21 protein-coding genes are annotated in these 24250 nt (G+C 46.4%); 8 read left to right on the top strand and 13 right to left on the bottom strand.

Features of this window, described 5'->3' with window-relative positions; all coding sequences use genetic code 11:
- Positions 1–98 precede the first annotated feature (98 nt).
- Positions 99–3029, bottom strand: a complete 2931-nt coding sequence (locus QUB33_RS17615; protein ID WP_333351998.1) for a TIGR02921 family PEP-CTERM protein — start codon at positions 3027–3029, stop codon at positions 99–101.
- Entirely contained in the window at positions 3007–4593 is a 1587-nt protein-coding gene (gene xrtO / locus QUB33_RS17610; RefSeq protein ID WP_333351996.1) for an exosortase O, read from the bottom strand. The genes QUB33_RS17615 and xrtO overlap by 23 nt, the downstream gene beginning before the upstream one ends.
- A gap of 127 nt (positions 4594–4720) precedes the next feature.
- On the opposite strand from xrtO, the gene smpB reads away from it, so the two are divergent.
- The 3 genes from smpB (at position 4721) to QUB33_RS17595 (ending at position 6834) form a co-directional block, all read left to right on the top strand.
- Positions 4721–5188, top strand: coding sequence for an SsrA-binding protein SmpB (smpB, locus tag QUB33_RS17605; protein ID WP_190658630.1), 468 nt, complete (start codon positions 4721–4723; stop codon positions 5186–5188).
- Between the two features lie 693 nt (positions 5189–5881).
- Complete coding sequence (locus QUB33_RS17600) at positions 5882–6607, top strand: tetratricopeptide repeat protein (protein ID WP_333351994.1); 726 nt, start codon at positions 5882–5884, stop codon at positions 6605–6607.
- A complete protein-coding gene (locus tag QUB33_RS17595) occupies positions 6604–6834 on the top strand; it encodes an Osc7112_2153 family protein (protein ID WP_333351992.1) in 231 nt (76 codons plus the stop codon). The genes QUB33_RS17600 and QUB33_RS17595 overlap by 4 nt, the downstream gene beginning before the upstream one ends.
- A 282-nt stretch (positions 6835–7116) precedes the next feature.
- On the opposite strand, the gene QUB33_RS17590 is transcribed toward QUB33_RS17595, so the two are convergent.
- The 8 genes from QUB33_RS17590 to QUB33_RS17555 all read right to left on the bottom strand — a co-directional run bounded on the left by QUB33_RS17590 (position 7117) and on the right by QUB33_RS17555 (position 15714).
- A complete protein-coding gene (locus tag QUB33_RS17590) occupies positions 7117–8580 on the bottom strand; it encodes an IctB family putative bicarbonate transporter (RefSeq protein ID WP_333351990.1) in 1464 nt (487 codons plus the stop codon).
- A 284-nt stretch (positions 8581–8864) separates the two neighbouring features.
- The gene (locus QUB33_RS17585; RefSeq protein WP_333351988.1) at positions 8865–9752 is read right to left on the bottom strand and encodes a histidine kinase dimerization/phospho-acceptor domain-containing protein; all 888 of its coding nucleotides are present in this window, start codon (positions 9750–9752) and stop codon (positions 8865–8867) included.
- Between the two features lie 156 nt (positions 9753–9908).
- Positions 9909–11351 carry a 1-acyl-sn-glycerol-3-phosphate acyltransferase gene (locus QUB33_RS17580; protein ID WP_333351986.1) on the bottom strand — a complete coding sequence of 481 codons (1443 nt, stop codon included), beginning with the start codon at positions 11349–11351 and terminating at the stop codon, positions 9909–9911.
- A gap of 431 nt (positions 11352–11782) precedes the next feature.
- Positions 11783–13789 carry a ribonuclease R family protein gene (locus QUB33_RS17575; RefSeq protein WP_333351983.1) on the bottom strand — a complete coding sequence of 669 codons (2007 nt, stop codon included), beginning with the start codon at positions 13787–13789 and terminating at the stop codon, positions 11783–11785.
- 298 nt (positions 13790–14087) lie between these two features.
- On the bottom strand, positions 14088–14303 hold the full coding sequence (rpsR, locus tag QUB33_RS17570; RefSeq protein WP_006631377.1) for a 30S ribosomal protein S18: 216 nt from the start codon (positions 14301–14303) through the stop codon (positions 14088–14090).
- Positions 14304–14598: 295 nt separating this feature from the next.
- On the bottom strand, positions 14599–14787 hold the full coding sequence (gene rpmG, locus QUB33_RS17565; protein ID WP_190658616.1) for a 50S ribosomal protein L33: 189 nt from the start codon (positions 14785–14787) through the stop codon (positions 14599–14601).
- 38 nt (positions 14788–14825) lie between these two features.
- Positions 14826–15359 carry an RDD family protein gene (locus QUB33_RS17560; RefSeq protein ID WP_333351981.1) on the bottom strand — a complete coding sequence of 178 codons (534 nt, stop codon included), beginning with the start codon at positions 15357–15359 and terminating at the stop codon, positions 14826–14828.
- Between the two features lie 112 nt (positions 15360–15471).
- Entirely contained in the window at positions 15472–15714 is a 243-nt protein-coding gene (locus QUB33_RS17555) for a DUF7219 family protein (RefSeq protein WP_333219290.1), read from the bottom strand.
- 358 nt (positions 15715–16072) lie between these two features.
- Here QUB33_RS17555 and QUB33_RS17550 point away from each other — a divergent pair, with 358 nt between their 5' ends.
- Positions 16073–16927, top strand: a complete 855-nt coding sequence (locus tag QUB33_RS17550) for an SGNH/GDSL hydrolase family protein (protein WP_333351979.1) — start codon at positions 16073–16075, stop codon at positions 16925–16927.
- 130 nt (positions 16928–17057) lie between these two features.
- On the opposite strand, the gene QUB33_RS17545 is transcribed toward QUB33_RS17550, so the two are convergent.
- From QUB33_RS17545 to QUB33_RS17535, 3 genes are all read right to left on the bottom strand, one after another.
- Complete coding sequence (locus QUB33_RS17545) at positions 17058–17957, bottom strand: DUF4436 family protein (protein WP_333351977.1); 900 nt, start codon at positions 17955–17957, stop codon at positions 17058–17060.
- A gap of 119 nt (positions 17958–18076) precedes the next feature.
- On the bottom strand, positions 18077–19573 hold the full coding sequence (locus tag QUB33_RS17540; protein WP_333351975.1) for a carotenoid oxygenase family protein: 1497 nt from the start codon (positions 19571–19573) through the stop codon (positions 18077–18079).
- 202 nt (positions 19574–19775) lie between these two features.
- Positions 19776–21230 carry a folate/biopterin family MFS transporter gene (locus QUB33_RS17535; RefSeq protein ID WP_333351973.1) on the bottom strand — a complete coding sequence of 485 codons (1455 nt, stop codon included), beginning with the start codon at positions 21228–21230 and terminating at the stop codon, positions 19776–19778.
- Between the two features lie 148 nt (positions 21231–21378).
- On the opposite strand from QUB33_RS17535, the gene QUB33_RS17530 reads away from it, so the two are divergent.
- From QUB33_RS17530 to QUB33_RS17515, 4 genes are all read left to right on the top strand, one after another.
- Positions 21379–21858 carry a hypothetical protein gene (locus QUB33_RS17530; protein ID WP_333351971.1) on the top strand — a complete coding sequence of 160 codons (480 nt, stop codon included), beginning with the start codon at positions 21379–21381 and terminating at the stop codon, positions 21856–21858.
- A gap of 47 nt (positions 21859–21905) precedes the next feature.
- Complete coding sequence (locus tag QUB33_RS17525; protein WP_333351969.1) at positions 21906–22367, top strand: cupin domain-containing protein; 462 nt, start codon at positions 21906–21908, stop codon at positions 22365–22367.
- A gap of 6 nt (positions 22368–22373) precedes the next feature.
- Entirely contained in the window at positions 22374–23009 is a 636-nt protein-coding gene (locus QUB33_RS17520; RefSeq protein ID WP_333351967.1) for a class I SAM-dependent methyltransferase, read from the top strand.
- 381 nt (positions 23010–23390) lie between these two features.
- The coding region (locus QUB33_RS17515) for a calcium-binding protein (protein ID WP_333351965.1) at positions 23391–24250 on the top strand (860 nt) is incomplete at its 3' end.

Here is a 24250-nt window from a genome sequence, read left to right as displayed (position 1 = left end):
ACCCCCTCACTCTCTTAGTCTGCGGAGGCAGACTTTGTTTTTGTAGTAGCGGTTTCAACCGCCGAATCATCGAGGGAGTAGCAAACCCGGATTTACTTTCAACCTACCATTTTCGCGCGCCGCTGGCGGAGGAAAATCGCCAAAAGCCCGATCGCGCCTACCGCCAACAGCAGCCATTCTTCGGGTTCAGGAACCCCCGAAACATTCAGAGGATTATTCGGCTTACTCAACTGTTCCTTACCAGATTCTACCTCTCTGTCAAATCGATCGCTCTTAGCTTCCGCTGCTTTTAGCTGCTCCCTTTGCGCGTCATTAACTAACACAATCATCGAAGAATAAGGAGTCACCACTTTGAAATTTTTAGCTACTGCGTGCATCGCATCCAGTTGCGTCAATTGATTTGAACTTTTCTGCTTGCTAAGTGCAGTTATCAACTGCCGTGCAGCTATCGGTTTAAAGCCTTCATTTTCAGCATTTTTTGGCTCTGCGACTGCCGCCGATTTTGCGCTTTTTTCCGACTGCGGGGTTTTGGCATAACTCCAAGCATAGCCGTCAACCACGCTAACTGTAGATTCGCCCGAAGCTGCTGTCGTTGCTACTCGCTGCATCGCCTCTTTCATATCCGTAGCAACTCCGCCGCCACTATCTTGAATAGCCTTTAAAGTTGCGTCGTCGTAGCCGGGGGGCAAACCTCCCAAATGCACTGTCCATAGGGGTGCAGAGATGGAAAGTTTAGGTTTGCGATCGTCCGACAATTCGTAACTGTGGCGATCACTCACCAAAAATACAGTATCGTAACTTCTATCGCCCCGCAACTGTGCAAACTGTTGCAGCATATCTTTGAGCTGGATTGTACCGTAAAATGTCACCTTTCCAGCATCGAAATTGCGTACATCTTCCACCAACTTAGGTGGCATTCCCGCAGCGCTGGCGATATACAAATCAACAGCATTCTTGCCTGCTGCATTAGCTTTCAACCATTCAAAAGTCTCTTTTACTTCCTTATTTGCCGTCGCCATGCTGCGGGAAGTATCGAGAATAACTGCAAATTTTTTGCCTTGCGGTAGCGAGTAATTTGCATCAGCCAGCGGCTTAGCAGAAATGATATTTCCTCCCGGTAGAACCGCCTCCTGCGCTGTTAACGGTTGCTGTGCGACTGTGGGCAAAAAGGGTGGCAGCCAAGTTTCTCTTGCTTCTTTCTCGCTGTATTCGACCTCTGTTCCAGCAATCGTGCGGCGAGTATTTTGGTTCCAAAAAATGTTGCGTTTTTCACCCAAAATAGGCATAGCCCAACCCTCCGGCTGGCGCATGACTTTGTAAGTAAGCCACAGGTGCATTTCCTTTGGTTCGCCAGCTTGGGCGGATTCTCGTTTAGCTGGGATTGGAAAAGCCCGCAAGCGGTATTGTTTGGGGCCAATTTGTTCTAGCAAAGCCGGATCGACTCTTTCTCTCACCTGTTGGTTGTAGACTTGCTGGGCCGCACCTCTAGGCGATACCGTAAATACAAAACGGTTGTTTAAATCGCCAGTATCTCCCAGCCAAATCCCTGTAACTGCGGCGCTTTCAGGCAGGGAAAAGTAGTAGAATACTTCTTGTAAGTTGGGCGTTTGGTTTTCGTAAACTTCGTAGAGTTGAACCTCAGCCCAGTCGCCGTTTTCTTTAACGGTCACTTCTTGCGACTGCAACAATACTTTTTCTTGATTGACATTCAGCAAACCAGCTTTAGCTTCTTCCCGGTTTGATGTTGACTGCACCGCGTGTTTTACTGCTTCTGTGTCGCCTTTTTGCAGTTCGGTATCGAAGAATTCGCCGTAGAGTTTTTCGGCTTTTTCCACATCAGCACTAGAGCCTTGATACAAAAACGGTGACATTAAAAAATTATAGCTGTTCTGCACCGTTTGAGCCGATTGGTCAGGCAAATTCAAAGTGTTTTTGTATATCTCATAAATGTGGTTGTTTTCTCCCACACTGCTGAGGTAGCGGTAAGGAGACAAATAAGCATTGACTAAGCCGGATCGAATCATATCAGAATTCGCTAATAAAGTTTGGCGAACCGTGTCATTTGCGGGGGGACTCGCCAACATTTTCAGTGCTGCAACTTGTGGCTGCTGCTGCAAAGCCGAGAAAATAGCCAGCCAAGCTGCTATGACTCCCAAACTTCCGATTAGCGCTTTATTTTTCCCGTATTGTCCAGCAAAACTCTGCCATATTTTTCGCCCGGAATCAATGTAGAGAAAGCCGTACAGCGAAGGCATAACAACGAATAAGCTACAGGTTAAACCAAAGAATATCAAGGATAGCGCTATCCAAATTAAACCCAAGCTTAAACTATATACCCACTGCCCGTCTCTAAACATATCCCAAAATGGTGATACCCATGTAAACTTGAAAAATTCTATTACTACAGCGAAGAATCCATAAAGTGTAAACAATGCCACAGGTACAGCGTAATATATCAGCAATGTTGCCGCCCAAATGCCAACTACTAGCATTAAACTGTGGCATCCTAATTGCAGCCACGCACTTCCATTGTCTGCGCTTAAGCTTAAAAAACGAGGCTGTTTATTATCGAATTTCTGGGAATATGAAATATTTTGAATATATGAAATATTTTGAACATTTTCTCTTTTACCCAGATATCCGTACAGCATTTCCACTGAAAAGGCTGCAATGCACAAAACAATAGTAGCGATTATTAGAGAACTAGCTGGGGTGAGTTCTCGCAGCAGGAACAAGCGGAGCAAACACAGCAAAAATAGCGGTGCTTCTACGCCGTAAAACCAACGCATTAGCTCTAGGGGTTGCTGCCTAAAACGCCTAGAGCCTACTACAGTACATACAGTGGGTACTGCGATCGTAGCTGCCATTGTCAAAGTAAATTCTAGGGGGATTATGCCATCGATTGTCGCCATAATTAATGGCACTCCTATAATCGGCAAAATTCCCAAGTAAACAATCGATAAAAAAGTCAAATTCCAGAACCAAAAAATTTTTAAAAAAATTCCATCAAATACCTGTTTGATTTTCATTTATTTTTCCTTGTAAGCTTTGTTTGACGGTATCGTATACATTACTAGCAAACTCTTTCACTTCCTGATTTTCGGCTTGTAGCGAACGGTCAAATAGAATGGAAACTAGCACCCAATTGTGATTTTTGTGGGTGAGGTCGCTGCCGATACGGGACAAGAAGTTATCTGTAGTTAACTGTGCCGATTGCAGCCAGTATACTGCTGATAATTGATTGTTGTTGAGAGACAGCAACCGGGCTGTTACTGAAGGAGTTAATTGTTTTTTTTCAATGCGATTGACGGGAATTCCGCTGGCTACAAAACATAACTCGGGGGCGTGATAACTTTGCCAGGATGTGCTCGCTACTGTGAGCATGGAACCGCGCAAGTTGCCGGCGACAAATCGGATTTTTTGTGCTTGCGTGTCCGCATAGTTGCCAAAGAATTTTTGTTCGCTAGGGTTCAGGGGAATGGAATCTGATTTAATATATTCAGGCAATCTTAAAGGTGCGATTGCCATTTTTGACGTTTCTACATGAGACAGTTGAGCCATGAGTGCCAAAACTGTTACTGCTGCAATTATTCCTGGTTTGGCTAAAGGGTGATTTTGGAATATTTCTGAGTTGGGTTTTGCCGAAATAACGCTGGGTTTTTCTGGCTGAAATTTGGGTACTCGTTGCAGCATTAACCACGTCACACCACAAGCACATACTAAACCGACAATTCCCAGAGGAACGTGAATAATTTCTGCTATTTTTGGCTGCTTAAACACTTCGGCAACCAGGACTAACACGGCAACGCGCGCAGCGTTAGCACACACCAACATTAAGAGATTAGCAGCGCCGACTGCTAGCCATTTTAAACTCAATTTACGCCCTTCCAGCCAGGTAGCAGCTAGCAAAAATAGCGTTCCGACTAAGAGGGTTTTAATGCCGCTACAAGGCACGTCAACGTGAGCTATGCCGTTTTCCAAAACGATAATATCGTAAGAAGAAATAGCCCCAACGTGCAGCATTGAGAGCAACTGTTCTACTACCTGAGCAGTCAGCACTCGCGCCGGCAAACCTAATCCGCTATTAAACTGACTGTTGAATGGTAAAATACAAGCCAGCAAGCCCGCAACGGGCAAGTTTTTTTGCCAAAAGTTCTGCTCCACCAATAAGCCGCACAGCCCGTAAGTTCCGAGGATAAATAGCAGGACAGTAACTTGTTTGATATCAATTATGTACTGAAGGGCGATCGAGCAAATACCCGCACCCAACATCAATAGCAGCGGATATCGCCTCAAAACGAAATTTGGCGAAAATCCCGGTGGGCGATCCTCTTCGAGGGCTGCGCTAACGGAGTTCCCAATCGATCGCACTACTAATGCTACAATCAGAAAGCCAATTACTATCTTGTACAGTGTGGGTATTTCAACAAACGAGGATAACAGCCACTTAACAGCCGAAATATTAGCCCAAAACCAAGCAAGCGCCAGTAAAAAAGGAGCCAGCCAAACCCCATTAACCGCACGATGAGGAGTAACAGAATCTGGAATTGCAGAATCAGTGATATTGGTGCGCTGCATGATACTGCTTGACATTCACGTTGGTGACATCTTAGCTCAGCCAAATTGGTAATGTCTAGACCGATTATTTAAGTTTTGTCAAGCTTCGATTTTCTCTACAGAGAAGCTAGCGTTATAATAATTAATTTTATCGGAGGTAAAAATGAGCGAAAAAAGCCCAGGATACAAAATTGTTAGCGATAACCGACAAGCGCGCCATCTCTATGAAATTATAGAGACATACCAAGTGGGCATCGAGTTGAAGGGAACCGAAGTCAAATCAATTCGGGAAGGAAAAGCCAATTTGCGGGACGGATATGGTTTAGTTCGGAACGGGGAACTGTGGCTGATCAACGTTCACATTTCGCCCTGGAGAAGTGCTAGCGACTATTTTAATCACGAACCCCGCCGCACCCGTAAATTGCTGATGCACAAGCAGGAAATCCGTAAATTGATAGGTAAAGTCGAAGAAAAAGGTTTGACTTTAGTGCCGTTAAAAATGTATTTAAAAGGCGGCTGGGTAAAACTCGATATCGGTTTGGGTAAAGGGAAAAAACTGTACGACAAGCGCGAAGATTTGAAGAAACGCGAAGACAAGCGGGATATGGAAAGAGCGATGAAGCAATATTAGTCATTAGCCATTAGTCATTAAACATCTCCGAAAAAGAAACTACAACCTTTGCTACTCGAAGGTTTAAATTTTCATTTATGGAGATGTTTATTACTCAGGACTCATTAGTGATTAATGATTGGTGATTGCTGATTAGTGATTGATTATTTTAAATAGAGTTCAATTAATTACTCATCATAAAATTGTTTGATATTCCCCGTTGAGAATTTTGAGGACTTCCGTGGTGGCTACAAACTTAATGAGAGTTATTTCACCGGAGTCCATCTTACAGCAGATTCTATGTTGATGAACTAAACCCCAGCTCGTTCCATCCCCGTAGGGAAACGGCCCAGGGTAAGTCCCTACACTTCATAAACCTGGAATAGGCTGTATCTCCTCATACAGTCGCATACTGTCGATCGACTGACCGCTGACTAAGTATTATTACTTAGACAAGGCAACTGTTCTACCTTCTTCCTGCTTCCTGCTTCCTTTTTCCTGAAAATATCCGGATGGCTTGTGGAGCCTTATGAATGATTAACCTATGCTCGAATACATCTGGGTAGTGGGAGCATTACCCAAGCATTTGGCTGTGGACTGACAAACTCCTATGAGAAATGGGCTCAAACCTGAGTCATTTCATAAAATTATGAGGCCATTAGGGTGGCAATTAAATCTGGCAAACAAAATATCGCCCAACTCTCAAGTTAAAAAATGCTAAAAATGACACCATTAGCTAACATTTTCAATGCCATGAAAGAGCCAGCAAAAAAGCACCATAACTCCAAGTGGGGGGCCTTCTTGCTGATGCTAGCAGTAGGCTTTGGCGGCTGGAAAATTGCTTTGCCGGAACTGGCATCTTTCTTTAATAATATTGCGTTTGAAAACTACAAAGCCAACCGATTCGCTGATACTCAAAAAGCATATGAGTTAGCGCTCTGGGTAGATCCAAAAAGCCGAACAGCTCTTTACAATTTAGGATGGCTTTGCGAAGAGGTGCAAGATTTACAATGCGCCCGAGGCAAATATCTGCAAGCTGCAAAACTCGGTCTACCTGCTGCTTACAGCAATCTGGCTCGGTTATATATAGTTGATCAAAAAAACTATCCGGCTGCCGTTCACTTCCTGTGGCAAGGTTTGAAATTAGCTGAGGACGATCAAGTAAAATATTCTTTACTCAAAAACTTGGGATGGGCTCGCCTGGAACAGGGTCGATATTCAGAGGCATTGCAACATCTGGATGCAGCGATTAAACTTGATAGTGAAGGACCAGCAACTTACTGCTTAAAAGCGCAAGTCCTAGAAAAGATGAAAAATACTAAGGAAGCGCTACCGCAGTGGAAAATTTGTCTAAAGTATGCGGATTCCCAAGAGTTCGATGAGGATATATGGATAGGGATGGCACGTCAACGATTAAACGAGGAAAAAACAAATAAATGAAACGAACAGTTTTGTTTTCATCAACCATACTGGCAATTATAACGGTACTGGAGCTAAGTCAAGCCTCAACAGCACTGCCAACTCCTTCGACTGTTAAAATTACAGTTAATGAATCAGTCGAAACGCCGTTCGACTCCTATCAAGCGAGGAGGCGGCGGTGCCAAGATAGAGATGGTGGAAAATATCCGTGTCCCAGATTCATCATGCCTTCGGAGAGCGAAGAATAAGAGTTATTTTCAATAAATTTTGTAGAGTGTACCATCACCACTTTACAGCAACAGGTATGTAGTATGTAGTAGTAGTATGCAGGGTGCCCCGTCCGCACCTTATAGCATTTGAGATTTGAGATTAATAATTGAAGAATTGGAAATAACTTATGGCGATAATGGTTTGCAGCTTGCATAAAGCTGCATTCTTTTTTTGCACTGGTATAACTCTTAATCATTGCGGTATCGGCTATTGCTGGAATCCACACCGGGCGGGGAGAAAATCCCCGCCAGCAATTCTATCTACTCGCCCTCCGTCAAAGCTGAATCTTGCTCATGCTGATGCGAGTTGCTGTAAAAACTAGCAATAATCGCCACCATCAACCACCAAAGCATATTAACTTCCGGTCGGTACCAAACTGTATCGACAAAACCGTGGGCCATCATGCCAGCTAAAGTTGCGATCGCCCCAATCAACCAAAACCCCTGATTCGATTTGAGATTTGGGATTTGAGATTGGGGATTTCGGGATTCTTCCTCTAACCTAGAGATCTTAAATTGTGAATCCCGCAGATGTTTGATCTGCAACAAACCTTGATTGACGGTGACAGTCATCAGCCAAAGGAAACACATTAAACCGATAAAACCGGTTTCCACCGCAATTTCCAGCAGGACGGAATAAGCGCTCAAAGCAGTGAATCTAGGCTTCATATAAAGCGGATAAACTTTATTAAAAGCAGTGTTTCCCGGGCCAATTCCAAGAATTGGTCGATCGCGAATCATGTCAATCACCGCAGTCCAAACATTAATCCGAAAATTGTTGCTGCTGTCACCTCTGCCGATAAACATACTCGAAACTCGATCGCGCAGGGGCTCCACTAAAGCCACTCCCAAAATTAAGGCCCCAGCCAAACCTCCTAACCCTAACGGTAGGGCCCAAGTTCGCCAGAACCGAGGCATCAAAGGGCTGTACCAGTACCACAGCAGCACTAAAAATACCACCAGTAGAGCCACAAAACCGATCCAAGCACCACGGCTGTCCGTGTAGCGCAAACACGCGCAATTCACCACCAGCATCGTCAGCGCTAAAACTTTTGTTCCCCATCCTTTCCACACAAAAAGTGCGGCGGCGCTCAATGCAATGGCCGGCAGCAAATAGGAACCAAGCAAGTTAGGATTTCCTAGAAAACTGTAAACTCGCGTGACATTGGCTTGAATAGAAGTCGGATCGTTCCAAGTAGCTAATGGTGGCACTTTGTCAATCCACTGCCGCACGCCGTAGAAACTGACAATTAAAGAGACGTTCAAAAACACGGCAATTAACCACGATCGCCAACGGGGCGATCGCAATATCCGAGCCATCAGCGCAAAAAACAGCAAATACAGCGTTAGCTTGCTCCAACCAGTAGCAGCGGCGACTTTGACCGGCGACATGGCGGTTGCGACAGTGGCTATGCCCCAGTACAGCAGAACCAGCAAATGAATCGGCGTGAAGGGGATCTCGCGATCGTCCGAAACAGTCAGCAGCACCCAAAAAGCAGCGCTAGCCACCATCAACACCCCCACCAAGGCATTGTTTACAAACGGCGCCAAACCGAAAGTCAAGGCCAGCAAAACAAAACCCAAGGGTTCGGCCCACTGCATCAGCCAGCTACTCTGCCGCCAACTGCGTAAAGAGCCGATCGCCAAATTGAATAAATAACTTCTACTTTGCCACTGAGAGAGCGGCAAATTTGCCAGAGTTAACTGTTGCCAAACTGAATTCATTTTTAGATTGATTATTGGTAATTGGGAATTGGGAATTGAGTCTAAAAGCAGCGACAATTGGTAGTAACTCCCATCTTGCAGCATTCTCGCTTAAGGCTTTTCGGGTCGGCTCCACCAAGAATAAATTTCTTGTGGGCGGGGCACGCGATACCGCGCATAAAAGCCTTATTGAGAAGGGTGCAACATCTCAGTATTAATTAACAAATGACTTGTTTCTTCTTCCTTCTTCTTTCCATCCGTTACATCCGTTAGAAAATCCGTTGCCGAACTTCCCTCTTCCTTCTTTAGCCTTCCAACAATTCCGTAGCATTTGTGCAGGGCAGCCAGAGCACGTAGCGATATCCAGATTCCGGGGCTCCTTGAATTGAGAGTTGACCGCCTTGAATTTCCACCAACTGGCAGCAAAGCAGCAGCCCCAAGCGTTCCCGCGCCCCGTAACCAGCTAACACCGGCGCGGTATCCTCGGCATTCTGGGCCACCAAAGCCGCCAACTCAGAAAACGCCAGCGTTAATCGCTGCGAACCCTGTGTCGGGAGTTGCGCTTCGAGTCCGAGGGAGTCGGTTTCGGAGTGCGATGGCGAACCGCTACCAGATCCGGCCTTCAACAAGTAGTCGGTGTAGAGTTTAGCATGGGGCAAACTTTCCCCTAACCAAGGATGAAAAACCCAAACTCCGATGTTGATACCGTCTTCTTTCCGAGAAACGTGGACTCGAATCACGCTGCCTGCCCCAGCAGATTGAATAATGCTAAAAATTAAGTGGTGCAGCATTTGCTGAACCTTATCTTTATCTATCAACCAGATGCGCGACCCGGGCCCCATCGACAAATTAATTTCTTGCTCTCGTCTACTTGCCACCGACGACAGGATTGTCACAACCTGCTGGCACAAAGTTTCTATATCGACTGCGCTTCGCTTTAAGGTGAAAGCGGAATCATCTAGTTCTGCCAGTTCCAAAATTTCTTCAACTAGCGATCGCAAAGAGCGGCTGCTGTCTTGGATCACGTCAATATATTCTTTTTGCTTGCTCGTTAATGGACCATAAATTTCTTGTTTCAACACGCTTGCCATGCCGAGGACAGAAGTGAGCGGTGTGAGCAATTCCTGCGCTAAATTATTCAGCAGTTTTACTTTAATTGAGTTAGTAGACAAATCGATAGGTTTGTTAGTCATCGCTAATTTTTATTGGTTCATTGTCGAGCGAGCGTTTGCGGTTCATTAGACCTATTCCAAAAGTTTATAACAATTTCTTTATAATTCACCAAAAAAAAAGTTGTGAAGAAAAATATATATTCCTTCTTCCCTAGAAGCTCTTCCTTATCTGAGTAGTTAAGATTTAATCATTGCTTCTAAAGCTGATTGCAAGTCTTGAGTGAGTTCGGCAACTGCTAACCTGCGACTGGTTTGATATCGATCCCAACGATCGCTCACTGATATGGGTTCGCCCACGGTCATTTGTACCTGCTGTTTGCCCAACTTCGGTCTGCCGAAAGGATTTCCCCCTTTGATGCGAGCCAGTACGTCCCACAGCAGTAAAGTTGTTTCTGCCAAACGTTCTGCTGTCAGTTGTTCTGCGACATACCTGCCCGTGACGGACACGAAACTTTCTACAAGTCTCATGTGCCACATCCGAAGACTTGCTTCTTCAGCGAGGCGATCGGCTAATCCTCTTTCTAAGGGAGAAAGTGCTGCAATATCTTTGATATCTTCTCGATAAATATACTCCCATCCTGCTTGTTCCACACGGCGGCAGCGGTCTATTAAACTGCCTTTGGGCTTTAAGTTAAAATATTCTTCTGCTACTTGCAAACCCACGTCTAACAGGGCTTTTAGTCGAGCCATCATTACTTCATTGCCAGAATCATTTCCCGTTTTGTTGGGAAGTGATAATGATGTTAAAAGAGATGTTTCAGGCTGTAAACTTTTATGATAAAAACGGCTGTAAAACTCTTCCATCACTGCTAGCAAATGGCTGCCAAGTCGAATCAGGCGCAGATATTGGAATTTGTGATTGTGGTTTTCGGAATCGGGATTTGCAGTCTCTAAATTAGCGATCTCGGTGCGTTCTAAGGGTGGCAGTCCGCAATCAATTTCTAATTGAGTTAGAAGTTTTTCTAGGGGTTGCCAGGGTGGGTTGATATAGCGGTATTGAATGCCGATCGGCACAATTAAAACTTTTTCAGTGCGTCCGGCTTTCAGCAAATCTTCAACGCACCAGAAACCCATTTGAGCAATTCCCGGTTCGAGGGGGCTAACTATTTCATTGTGACCGTTGGTGGCGCCTTCTGGGGCGGCGGCGATCGGGAATTGGCTGTTGGCAAATAAATTGCGGGCAGATCGCAATCCGACGCGATCAATTTTACCGCGAACAATCGGAGTGCCACCGAGTTGGGAATACAACCAGCCGACTCCCGCACCGGCCCACAGGGGAATGCCCCGATCGTAGATAAAGTGGGAATGTACCGGGAATTGCAGGGGAATACCTTTGGCGCGCGCTGCCTGGGGAACGAGTTTCCAAATTAGTTGTCCCAAACAGTAGGGATCGTCTGAGTTGGGGTGGCGGAAGGCTAGCAAGAAGCGAACTTTCTGATTTTGAAATTGGTGGAATAGTTCGGCGAGGGTTTCGACGTTTTCGGCTTGAACCTCGCTGATACTCGTCTGAAATCGCAGCCACCAGGGGAATATTTGCTTACAACCTTGCATCACTAGAGGGTTGTAGGCTGGGGGTATGAATTCCAGCGGCGGCTGAACTTGGCTAATTGAATTGGGCATTTTGCGATTTTAAATTTTAAATTTTAGATTACTAGGCTGCGGTAAAAACTTCCAATTGTTACAATGCTGAAGTTTTTTTGATTAACCGCAGAGGACGCAGAGGAAGAGAGAAGATAGCAAAGCGTGTCAATTTAACGTCAAAAGTATTACCCGTCTTGAATCGAATATTATGTCTAGTCGATCGGTCACAATATTTTGGTCGGGGCCGGTTGACGGAATTTCTGGCTTATATTACAGATCGGGGGTGAACTAGCCCTGACAAGAATTACGATTATTTTACAGGACTAGATATGAACCCAGGATCTTTTTTACCTCCCTGTCCTTGACAAGGGGGAGGCGAGGGGGTCAGAAACTGGACTAAAAACGAGATTTATCGTCAGTTTCAGTCTTCAACACAGATTTTTGCAATCCAAAATCTAAAATCTAAAATCCTATTGTGCGGCTTCAAATATCATTTCCTGGAAGTTAATGACATCCGATCGCGGATCGCAGTGGGTGACTTTGACTTCTAGCCGATCGCCTATTTCGACCGATCGACCAAATCGCATTGCCAATTCTAAACCCAAATCTTCCAATAAAATCAATCCGAGATTGCTGTCTTCTCTCAGCCAGCGCAGCATTAAAGCTTCCCAAACTTCATCGGGGTTGCGCCGCAAATATTCCAATCCCCAATAGCGGTTAGTTTGGCGTTCCACGGTGGATGCTTCTTTAACTGCGGTGCCGAGACACATCACAATGTCCTGTATTTCTTGGGCCGTAAAAGGCAGGGGTTCGCCCCGCAGGTGGGCTTTGATTTGGAAGTGAGTCAGCAAGTCGGTATAGCGACGGATCGGGGAAGTAACTTGAGTGTATAATTCCAAACCCAATCCGGCGTGGCGTCCGGGGGTGAGGCCCATTTCGCTGCGGGGCATACACCGGCGCACGGCGCAAGCGCGGGCGGGGCCTGCGGGCACGGCCAGCAGTTCTTCATCGGGAGGGAGTTCGGGCTGCGGCTGATAGCGGTAGGGTATGGGCAGGTTGTGAGCTTGACCGTAGCGGGCGGCTAGTTCGCCGGCTAAAATCATCATTTCGGCTACTAGCATCCGGGCTGTGGAGTCGTCGATGACGTGGATTTTAATGTCGTCGCCGTTGACTTTGATGACTGATTCGGGCATGAAAATGCTGATTGCGCCTTGGGCTTCCCGCCATTTTTGGCGCAGTTTTGCTGCAGAGGCGATCGCTGCTATTTCCGGTTCTGCTTCGATTCCCAACTCCAGCATTTCGTCTACGTCGTCGTAGGTCAAGCGGTAGGTGGGTTTTATGGTGCTGATGTGGATGCTGTAATCTTGAGCCGCGCCGATTTCGTCTAAGGTGACGCTGAAGCTGAGCGCGCTGCACTCTTGGCCTTGAATTAAACTCATCGGCCCGGTTGCCAAAGCTGGGGGAAACATGGGGATCATTCCCGTTGGCAGATAAACCGTAGTGGTACGCTTTCTGGCTTCGAGGTCGAGTTCGTCTCCGGGGGAAAGCAAGCGGGTGGGATCGGCAATGTGTATCCACAGGCGCTGCTGGCCGTTTTCGAGGAATTCTAAGCTGAGGCCGTCGTCGATTTCGGTGGTGCTTTCGTCGTCGATCGTGTAAACCTTGAGGTGAGTTAAATCGAGACGATTTGTGTCGGAGTCGGCTGGGGGATTTTCTAGGCAGCGTTGGGCCACTTCTAATACCTTTGCGGAGAATTGTAGGGGAATTTGGCTGCGCCGCAAAAACAGGTTTTCGTGGCTACTCCACAGGCCGAGATCGACTAGGAGTTGAAATGCTGCTTCGGGGTTTTCGGATCGTTCTAAGCTGGCTAAAGTTTCTAAGGCCGGGGTGCGGTGTGTTGCTTCTTCTCCGAGGAGGGCAAAGCGTTCTAAGGCGTCGAGGCGAGTTCGATCGCTGTGTTCCCAATCTACATTTTCCCCTGCCAGCCGCTGTTTGACTCGATCCCAAAATCCTTGGGATTCCTGGTGTCGCTGCTGTTCTACTTCTTGCTGGTGTTTGATTTCGGCTACTTGCGCGGCCGGTCGCGGTTCGTAGCGATCGCCCTTTTGTTTGAAATACAGTTTGTCTGTTGATAGCAAACAGTAAGCCGCGTAACACTGGGCTGCACTGCGTTCGGAAAATAGCAGCATTGCCAGGGATTCGGGGTCTGCAGTTTCTCCGTCGCCTACTAAAAGTTCCCAAGCGACTTCCAAACTCGACGGATCTGAGTAGGCTTCTACTTCTTTGAGAAATTTGGGAATGTCGGAGGGTTTGTAAGTTTCTCCCACTACTTCGTAGGTGATTTGTTTGGGCGGTATGCTGTGCGGTTGACCGTTTTCGTCTACCACGACCCAGTTTTTCTTGCCGTCGGGGCGATCGGCAACTGCCAGACGGCGGTCGCCGTGCATTCTAAATTCTACTAACGTTCCCTTCTCCACTTGCCAGCTTTATATTTGAGATTTTGGATTTTTACCGTGGCCACTTATCGAGTTTCGAGCTTGCGATTTTAGATTTTGGATATTGGCAATTTTTCTGGTTTGTGAAAGTTAAAATCTCAAAAGGTTTTCTGTTTTTTGCTTATATTTTAACTTTTGACTTGTGATTAAGACTTGCGCTGCAGCGACTCTTAACCCTATTCCGCTGCATTCTTGCTGCTTTTTTTATAACAGAAAGATGCTGTTTTCGCGCAAGTCTTATTCCCAGTCCAAAATCTAAAACCCAAAATCCCAAATCCTGTTAACCTTCTTGGTTTACGAAGGGCATCAAAGCTACAATTCTTGCTCTTTTGATGCTTCTGGTCAGGTCTCGCTGCTGTTTTGCAGTCAAACCTGTAATCCGGCGGGGCAAAATTTTACCGCGTTCTGTGACGTATTTTTTGAGCAAATCGACATCTTTGTAGTCGATCGGGTCTCCTGGTTTGATGGGCGAAACGCGCCGGCGAAAGTAAGTCATGGTTTGTTGTTTGTTTACTGTTGTTCTTGGACTGTTGACTGTTAGTTTTTAGTTATTAGCCGTTAGTTGCTAGCCGTCAGGAAAGCATTGGTTAGTTATCTGCTTTTCGCGGGTCAGTCGATTTTAGATTTTAGATTTTAGATTGACTCCACAAAAGAATCTGGGATCTTGAACCTTCGTCTAAAATTTTGCGAGCTCCACCCAGGATTGTCGGGGGCTTCTACCCGTTTTTGGGCGGGTTCAATATCAATTGCCAACAACTGATGAGTGATAACTAAGGACTAATGACTAATCACTACTTGATCTCTTTGTGGGCAGTGTGCTGGTTGCAATGGGGGCAGAACTTTTTGAGTTCCAGCCGCGCCGTCGTGTTGCGACGGTTCTTGGTGGTGGTGTACCGAGACACGCCTTTTGAGCGTTTGCTTACGTTTGTACGGCACTCAGTACACTCTAGAGTAATTATGATGCGGACGCCTTTAGCCATAATTCTAAATAAATTTCGACTAATTTAAACACAATTTATTATCTTCTCACATTGCTCTGCACTTGGTCAAGCAATCTTCTAACTTTGATGTCGAGGGAGTAGCCGCGGCGGGTTCCGACGACCATCGTCCTCCCGATGCGATCGTGGAAAGCTTGAGGAAACCTTTCGGCGGAGTTGAGGGCAACGCTACAGTCGATCGCCAGGGGCAGGATCAGCAGCAAGACGGCAGCGTTGGTAGATGTGATTCCCCCTATACCTGCGAAGGCTAAGGCGACGCAAATGCCCAGCAATGCCTCGCGCTTGCACAGTTCTTGCACTCCGGGAATCCGTTGGAATCTGGTATCGGCAATTTTCATGTCCAAGGCCCAGCGCCCGAGACTTTGACCTTGGTTTTTCCTGACGATGGGTACGCGCAGGATCAGCCACAGCAGGACAAAAAATATGGTTTGGACGATCGCATTATTGCCCAGAAGCAAACTGGGCAGCAAAACTGCGATTCCGTCGATGCAGAGGGCCGCGGCGCGGCGGCCGACGGATACTTTGGGAAGGAGAGGAACTAGGTCGGAACTCATAGGCAAAAAGGTTGATCGCCACTAGCTACTTTTTCATTTTTCATCTTAAGCTGTGGATTAATCGATCGGCATCAATCAGCGTAAATCAACGTCAAAGCCTACCGCTAATTATTCAAGCTGAAAAGGGATTTTCGCCAATTCCCAACTGCTTTTTGGAGTTTTCCACCTCTTCCCAGAGTGTTTGTATCTGAGTAAATGCCTGTTCTACAGAGATTTTACCGTTAGATGTCAAGGAGCTGATGTAACCCACCCGCTGAGAAAACTCTTGTAAATTCGCATTAAATACTAAATTTTCTGGCTTTACTTCACCGTAATAGCGAATTTGAGGATATAAAAAATTTGAATTGGCTGCCATTGGTTTAACCTCCCCTGAAAACTTGTTCCCTGAACAGATCAATATTATAAACCACGTTTCCACTCTAAAGTTGTGCTGTAAGTAGCAGAAATCATGTGACATTTGGCGAGTTTTTTTGTGATGGCAATTACACAGAGAGATGAGGGGGGCAAAAACCTCAGTAATTTCACTTGTAAAACTTACGCATACGGGGTCAACAATCAGGTTTTTGCGTTCAGGCTCATAACTTGGGAGTTGGCGTCAAAACCAGGTTGCTGTTTTTCCAGGACTGACTTATTGAAATAAGTGACAAAAAAACCACAAATGGATAATATTATTGCAGACATAAATACTTAGACTTTTAGTAGGAATCTGCGTAATGTCTCCTAATGCGCTATCGCTCCGTCCCAAACCCCGGCTGAGGCAACTTTTAATTAGACTTGCCATCGCCGTAATTGCTGGTATTATCGCCCTCAACCTTCCTCACTCCTTAATTCCAGTGTTTAAAGAATCCGTATCCCAAGCAACGCCGGCACCAGAAATCCAGAACTTCCTCGCCGGCAAGCGCAAAATTGTGATAGTGGGCGACAGCATCACCGAGGCCGCGAAATTCCCCGGAGGTTACGTTTGGCTGCTGCAACGCTATCTGAATGCCCTTTATCCCGATCGCCCAATCGAAATCGTCAACGCGGGGATCGGCGGTAACAAATCGACTGATATGCAGGCGCGCTTCCAGAAAGATGCGATCGACCAAAAGCCAGGTTTAGTAATGATTAATGTAGGAGTCAACGACGTTTGGAACGCTTTCTTCGACTTCCCAAACAATCAGTTTTATCCGGAAGGCAACTGGTCCGCAGGAGTGCAAGTGGCAGAATATCGGGAGAAAATAACTCAAATGGTGCTGGCAGCAAAAGCCGCAGAAATTCGAGTTGTACTGCTTTCTCCTACTCTGATAGGGGAAAGTATCGACGGCCCAGAAAATCGCAGGTTGCAACAGTATGTTGCCGCGATGCAAGAAATTGCGTCAGAGAATCAGTGCTTGTTTATTGATTTGAATGCGCCTTTTCGGGAAGTTATCGGCACGTATCAAAAGCACGCAGGTAAAACTCTGAATTTGTTGGCGGCAGATGGAGTTCACCCGAATCCGTCGGGGTATCGAATTATGGTTTTTACTATTTTGCGAGGTTTGGGAGTACCCGCAAATGATATTGAGAATTTAGAAGTCCAAAAGTGAATCTTTGAATTTAGTTGACGGTTGACGGTTGGCTGTTGACTGTTGACTGTTAATTGAAAGTCCCCAGGGTAAAAGCCCCCAGATTTATCTCTGGGCTAAATTCTTCAAATCTCAAATCTCAAATCTCAAATCATTCAATTGGCGGATGATACCGCTTCAACCAACAACTACCGATAATCACCAACGCCACCACAACAATAATTTCCGTCCAAAAAAACGACAGAAAATCGCTTGCAGTTCCCACCGGAGGCACTCCCGGTTGAGCGTTGCGAATCGCGGGGAAAGCAAACAGCATCACAGCAGTCCAGCTCAGCATTCCCACTTCCGGCAACTTGCCGGATTTCATCACTTTTAATGCGAGCAAAAATGCCATAATTGACAACACCCACATGATGACAATAATCACTAAGGCAAAGAATTTGACCGGGAGCGATCTAGTTGCAGAAACATCAATATAAATAAAGATAGAGGAATTCTCCTCCATCGGCTGATAACTAATGTCGAAACCGGGAACGTCGGCATTAAAATTAAATTTAAGTGGCACGGGATTCAGTTCAAATGGAGCAAACTTTTTACCAATTGAAGGCAGCGGGTCGAGCGAAATAGCTACTTTAGCAATGTGCTTGTCAAACGGGTAATTGTTAATTTTTCCTTTGACTAAGTTAAACTTCAATGCAGGAACAATCATCGGTTTCCCTTCTTTAAAGGTAATTTCCGAATCCTGTACATTTGCCCCGTTAACTGTCATTAACAAGTCTTGAGCCGGGTAAGTTGGTCCTTTTTTATAGATACCTTTGAGTTCAAACTGCAAGCGGGTTTCTAATTCGTTCTTAATGGGATCAACTGCAATTACCGTCATTTTGACCTCAACCAAGCCTTTGGATGCTACAGCGCTTTCTGGAGAGGGATTGTAAGGCTCTTGGGCGTTAGCATTGTGAGAGTAAATAGATAAGATGATTGCGAAAATTGCGAGGAAAGTGCCTATTAAAATAAATATTTTTTTTAAATTAAATGTCTTGATAGTTTGCATTTATTACGATATTTTTTATTGTGAATAGTTGTTAGCACTCCCGGCAGTCCGCCAGGGGTTTAAACCCCCGGCGGGCTGTGGCGCTCATCGGCGCAAGAACCAGGCTAATCAACGGGCAACTACGAACCTATAGGAAGCAGTACATTTGGTGTGAAACTTCCGTGCAAACCGTAGGGAATGTGCTGTTTTAAATGCAAGCGCGCTAGGGGCCCTTTGGTGATGTCGCGAGCATCTAAAATCACTAAGGTCGATCGATGATGAGCTGCATCATACATTAAAAGCAGCAGCCACCCGTCATCCTCAGCAACAGCATCGGGACGGAGAACAAACACCGGTTCCCCCGCAAAACCGCGTGGTGCCGCACTCCAAATTTGCCTTTCACCAGTCACGAAATCCATTTTGAGGATAGCTTGCAAAGGAGCATTTCCCGTGGGAGCATCAGCAGCACCGATGTAAAGATATCGGTAAGGTTGTCCGACATTATTCGGATGCAAAGTTGGAAACTCGCAGCACCTAGTTTCAACAACTTGATGCTGCACCGTTTTGTCTTGCAAATTTAACTTAAACCGCCACAATTCGCCCGCTGGAACGCTCTCAAAATCTACCTCGCGAAAATCGCCGTCCGCCTCTACAGTGGGAAATGATTCGTAACAAACTGAGTCAACAAAAACTTCGTCTCCTTCTTCCCATGCGTTGCAGTGGTGGAAGACAAAACAAGGTTCGGTTTCTAATATCTTTACCTCGTCAGTGCCGTTGCGGGGAATTAAAATTGCTTGCGTTGGCTTGTTTGGCGAAAATTGAATGCACTGGGAGGCACTCCGAAATCCTAACACGAATGGTAGAGGATTAAATGAGACGGGATTTTGGAAGAATATGCAGTAATTCGGGGTAATTACCATGTCGTGCAGGAAGGCAAAACCCGGTATTGCATGGGCGTGACGCTGCAAAAGTTTGCCGCTTTCGTCGAGTTCGTAAATCGTGATGGTACTCGACAAACCGGGCTTGACAGAAAAGTTTACTAATCTGTCTCCTTTGCCATTTTTCCCTTTTTCAATTCTGGGGTGGGCGGCGAAGGCTTCGCCGGGTTGTAAAATGCCGTCTAGGGTGTCTAAGCCGAATGTTTCTAAGGTGCGGGGGTCGAGTCTGTAGGGTGCTGCGGCTTCCCAAAGCGCTAGCAATTTGTCGCCCCAATAAATGATGTTGGTGTTGGCAATGTTTTTGATTTTGACATCAAAGATGTTGGCTAGCCAGCCCCCTGGCTTCTGCGTCCCGAAAACGCCTCGGTGGAGGATTTTTCCCGCTTTTTGTTCGGCGAGATAGCCTTCTGTGTGTATGAATCGGTTGCGGAAATGGGCGCGGCCTTCGGATATTGCGATCGCACAAACCATCCCGTCACCGTCAAACGGGTGGTGGATGCGCTGGCCGTTGACATCCAATAATCCGGGCCCGTTGCGAAAGAATGTGCCTTGCAAGCCGGGGGGGATTTCGCCTTCTATGTCGTCAATCCAGTAGTCGGATTCGTTGGGTTGGGATTCGTAGCCGCGCTGCCAGTCTGTGCGATCGTATGATAGGTTTTGGGCGGCAGTTTTGGCTGGAGGAGTTTGTATGTTTTGCATTGTGTAGAATAAGCTTTTATTGATTTAACCGCAGAGGGCGCAGAGATAAAGAAAGGAGGCGAAAGAAGAGGAAATAAAACTAGGGAGATTTTCGCAGTGAATTGTAGTTCTAATATCTACAAGTTCAATATCTTTCTGCTGTCTTCCTTCTTCTTTCTTTCACTCCGTTACATCCGTTACAAAATCCGTTGCCGAACTTCCTTTATTTGCTATCTGCCGTGCGGCTTTGTGACCTTACTGTCGGTACTAAGTCGGGAAAGTATTCGGGCATGAAATGCTGTCCGCCTGGTTTGGAACTGCCCAGTTCGGGTTCTAATACGGGAAGAGACTTTTGATAGTTTGGATCGCCGCTTTCTGTACTCTCGGCGGGCAGCCAATTTAAGAAGGGTAGGGGCAGAAGTGTGGAGAGGTTTGTGATTATCACTAGCAGCCAGAGGTTATCGAAATTGCGATCGGTAATTCCTAGCAAGTGGGTTAAAAGTGCACCGCCTTCGTGGGACAAAAGTCCTGCTAAATTGGTGATTGACATCAGCAGTGCAAATAAAGTTGCTTCGACGCCTGGGGGACACAAGCGGGCGGAGAGTACCAGCACCGGCATATAAGCAATTTGTCCGATTACTGTGAGGATCAGGCTGTCTCCGATGCTGAACCATTGATCGTCAATTCCTAAAGCTCGGTTCGCATGAGTTACTAATAATAAAGTAGTCATGCCCAAAGCAGTCGCAATGACGGTTGACCAGCCAAAAATTACTCGAAATGGAACTGTTTTGAGGAAGCGCTGAAACACCCAGACGCCGGCGAGGGCGGCAATGCTGGTAACAAGGCGCACTCGGCCGAGAAATTCTGGTGGAAAGCCTAATTCGTTGGTGGTGAAAAAGAAGAAGGCGGAGTCAGAGCTTGGGGTGGCTTGCAAGAGGAAGAGAAAGGCGGTGGGCAGCCAAATTGTTTTTTGGGTAACAGCTTGCCGCAGTTGTTTTACTTGGTCTTTGACCGTTTCAAAGTCTGTTCTTTTGTCGGTTTTTTCTTCGGCAATTAACCAAGCTGTGGCTGATACAATTAGCGGGAAAGATGCAGTGATTAAAAATATTGTGTGGGTGCTGAAGTGTTGCAGCAGGGAACCGCTGAGGTAGGCGGTAATTAGTCCGCCGAGGGCAGCAGCGCCCCAAGACAAGGATTGCAGGGAACCTGCATCGGTAACGGATTCTTTTCTGGCCCTTTCGACTACCAGGGAGTCGGCGATTACGTCGCTGACGGCGAGAGAGAGAGAACTGAGGGCGATCGCCCCTGTAGCGGCAAGCGGTGTGTGTACAATTGTTGCGAGGCTCACCCATGCTAAGGTTCCCAGCAGCCCGGAGAGGACGATGTAAGGGCGTCTGCGGTAGCCCAATATCGGCAAACCGTCAGACATGAAGCCGAACACGGGTTTGATAATCCAAGGCAGGGCGACGACGCCCAGCATTGCCGAGACTTCTGCCGGACTCATGCCGAGTTCGTCTTTGAGAAAGAAGCTGACGGCTAAGCGGGCGAGTCCGAGAATGCCTTGGACGAAGTAAATCAGTAAGATGGCTATGAGTTCGGGGGTTGGCTCATTCCCAAAGAATACTTTTTCTTTTAAAGATTCTTTGAGTTTGCTGACGCCGGAGGGGGAAACGAACATTTGAGCAATATTTCTTAATGAATCTCAATATTTATAACACATTCTTAATGGCTTCCGGGAACTGTCGGAGGTGGGATGCGAAAGTGACGGGAAAGTGGCAGGTAATATAAAATTATGATGAGCTCGAATTAAAGGATTTTTAGTAGCAATGAAAGCAGAAATTAGAATTGTCTTTCTCGCAGGGGCTTGGATTTTAGGAATGGGGGCTAATTTAGCCTCAGCAATACCTGTTGCTAACAAGCAAGGTGATTATCCGGTGCCGCCTGCGAGACAGCGGGGCAACAGGCAGGTAAATTGGTTGGTTGTTGACTCTGATTCTAAAGGGTTGAATTGCCGGATGGCTCAGAGATTTCGCTCAATTTCTGTGGACGGTTTGGATGCGCCTGATGAGTTGTTTGAAAGAAATAAACATAATGTTTCGCAGTGGCCTGTGGTGACTGCATTTCGGCGGGGAGAACGCTTGCAAGCGGTGACAGGAAATAATGCCAATCAAATTATGATTGCTGACTCTCAGGGCAAACCTTGGCTGCCGATCTCAACAAATAAGGGTAATTGTTTTGTGCGGGCGAACAGCCGTTTTATTAAACCTATTCGAGAAAATCCTACTACTTTGAAACCTTTAGAATAGGTGATTTGTTTTTGATAAGAGTGGGCAATTGGTGAAAGGAAGGTTTGATGATTATCGATCCTAAAAAGGTGCCGGAAATTACGGGTTCCAAGTACCCTCAGCAATTCCAATCTGCTGTTGCGGGGAGAGTTAAAAAACGCTTGGGCGATGCTGCCGGATTGCAGAATTTTGGGGTAAATTTGGTGAGACTTGCGCCGGGAAGTTGTTCTGCTCTCAGGCATTGGCACACCCGGCAAGATGAGTTAATCTATGTCCTGGAAGGGGAAGTTACTCTGATTGCAAATTCGGGAGAGCAAGTGCTTAAACCGGGTATGGCGGCGGGTTTTCCGGCGGGAGACGCAGACGGACACCATTTAGTCAACCGCTCGATGGGAGAGGTTGTTTATCTGGAAATTGGCGATCGCACTCCGGGAGATAGTGCCGAATATCCCGATGACGATCTAGTGGCGAAAGGTAACGGAAATAGTTGGATTTTTACTCGCAAAAATGGCGAGGTTTATGAGAGTTGAAAATTTATGAGTCAAGTGAATCTTTGGACTTCGGCGGAACACGCTTTGTGGTATCTTGCTAAAGCTGATGGAATTCCTCACCGCACTGAAGGTGAAGCGGTTTTGTTGGAGGAAGTGCCGAAAAATGTTAAGCGAATTCTGGATGTGGGCACGGGAGACGGGCGGTTGCTGGGTTTGCTGAAGTGCGATCGACCAAATGTTGAATGTGTGGCGATCGACTTTTCGCCGACAATGCTGGAAAAAGCCAGAATTCGCTTTGCTGATGACCAGAATGTCACGGTAATCGAGCACAATTTTGATCAATCCTTACCGGATTTGGGCAAGTTTGATGCGGTTGTTTCTAGTTTTGCGATTCATCATGTAACAGACGATCGCAAACGTTCGCTTTACGCGGAGATTTTCGAGCTTTTGGAACCGGGAGGCATTTTTTGCAATTTGGAGCACGTAGCGTCAGCAACTCCCGCTTTACACGAGAAATTTCGAGAGGCGCTGGGTATTAGTCACGAACCCGAAGATCCGTCTAATAAATTGCTTGATGTCGAAACGCAACTGCGCTGGTTTAGAGAAATTGGTTTTACAGATGCAGACTGTTATTGGAAGTGGCGGGAACTCGCTTTATTAGTTGGGGTGAAACCAGTTTAGCCGTGTCAAGGTGGCGAAGAAGGCTCCCAAACGCTTGAAATTTCGTTGCGGGCGTGAACTCGATCTAATTTTTTTCAACCGCGCGAGACAATAAATCTTGTTTATTGTCGATCGCCAACCGATAGGATGACGTAAAGTTGATCGATCGCACCAGCTACGCGAGCTGGGTAAAACCAGTTTAATAGCTAAAGAAAACAGTAGTTAATTGCAAAGCCTACGCACTTCCTTTGGGCAGCCCAACTGCGAAACTTAATAAAATTGGCAGCGTCATAGATTATAATTTGCAATATCGCACTACGCGCGATGGAAATCGCGATCGCTTCGCCTAACCCGGGAGATCCGCGCTAGAGCAACTCCGCTCACTTAGCATGTATAAAAAAAATGGCTACACTTGAAGGTACTCCCAACGACGATGTTTTAATTGGCTTTCCTGGAAGTAACTCGCTCTCGGGTAAACAAGGCGATGATACTTTGTTTGGCGCAGAAGGTGACGATCAAATCTTTGGCAACCAAGGTAATGACTACATCTTGGGCAATCAAGCCAATGATACCCTCTACGGCGGCAAAGACAGTGACCTAATTCAAGGCGACGCAAACGAGGATTGGGTGTTTGGCGATAACGGTAATGATACCCTCGAAGGAGGGCAGGGAAACGATTTTGTGCGCGGTGGCAAAGAAAATGATTTGCTATCGGGAAATGAAGGCAATGATGTCCTATTTGGAGATAGCGGTGGCGATACCTTAAGCGGTGGCGATGGTGACGACATTTTTGCGATCGGCAGAGTACAAAATAATTCTTTTAGGGGCAATTCTAGTCTTGGCAATGCTGACTTGATTGCCGACTTTAGCCTGGGTACAGACTTAATAGGACTCGATGGAGGCTTGCAATTTCAAGACTTGAATATCTCTCAAGGAACAGGGGATTTTGCCAGAGATACGATCGTTCGAGATAACGTGACAGGCGAATATCTCGCTATTTTAAAAGGTATTAACAGCAGCAGTATCACAGCCGCCAATTTCACCACCTCACTCGCTCCAGTTACCTCAACATCAACCCCCAGTATCTTAGAATTCAGCACCTCTAGCTACAGTGCCGACGAGGGCAAGAGTGGCACTTCCGAAATTGTCGCCACAGTTCAACGCACTGGCAGCAGCGAGGGGGCTGTCAGCGTTCAAGTGGAACTAGATACTTCTTCCACAGCTACAGTTAGCGAAGACTACATTAACAATCTGCCAGTTAC

The organism is Microcoleus sp. B3-A4 (assembly GCF_036705385.1).
GTDB lineage: Bacteria > Cyanobacteriota > Cyanobacteriia > Cyanobacteriales > Microcoleaceae > Microcoleus.
Note: the sequence above shows the minus strand (reverse complement) of the source record. Positions and strands in the feature narration are given on the sequence as shown.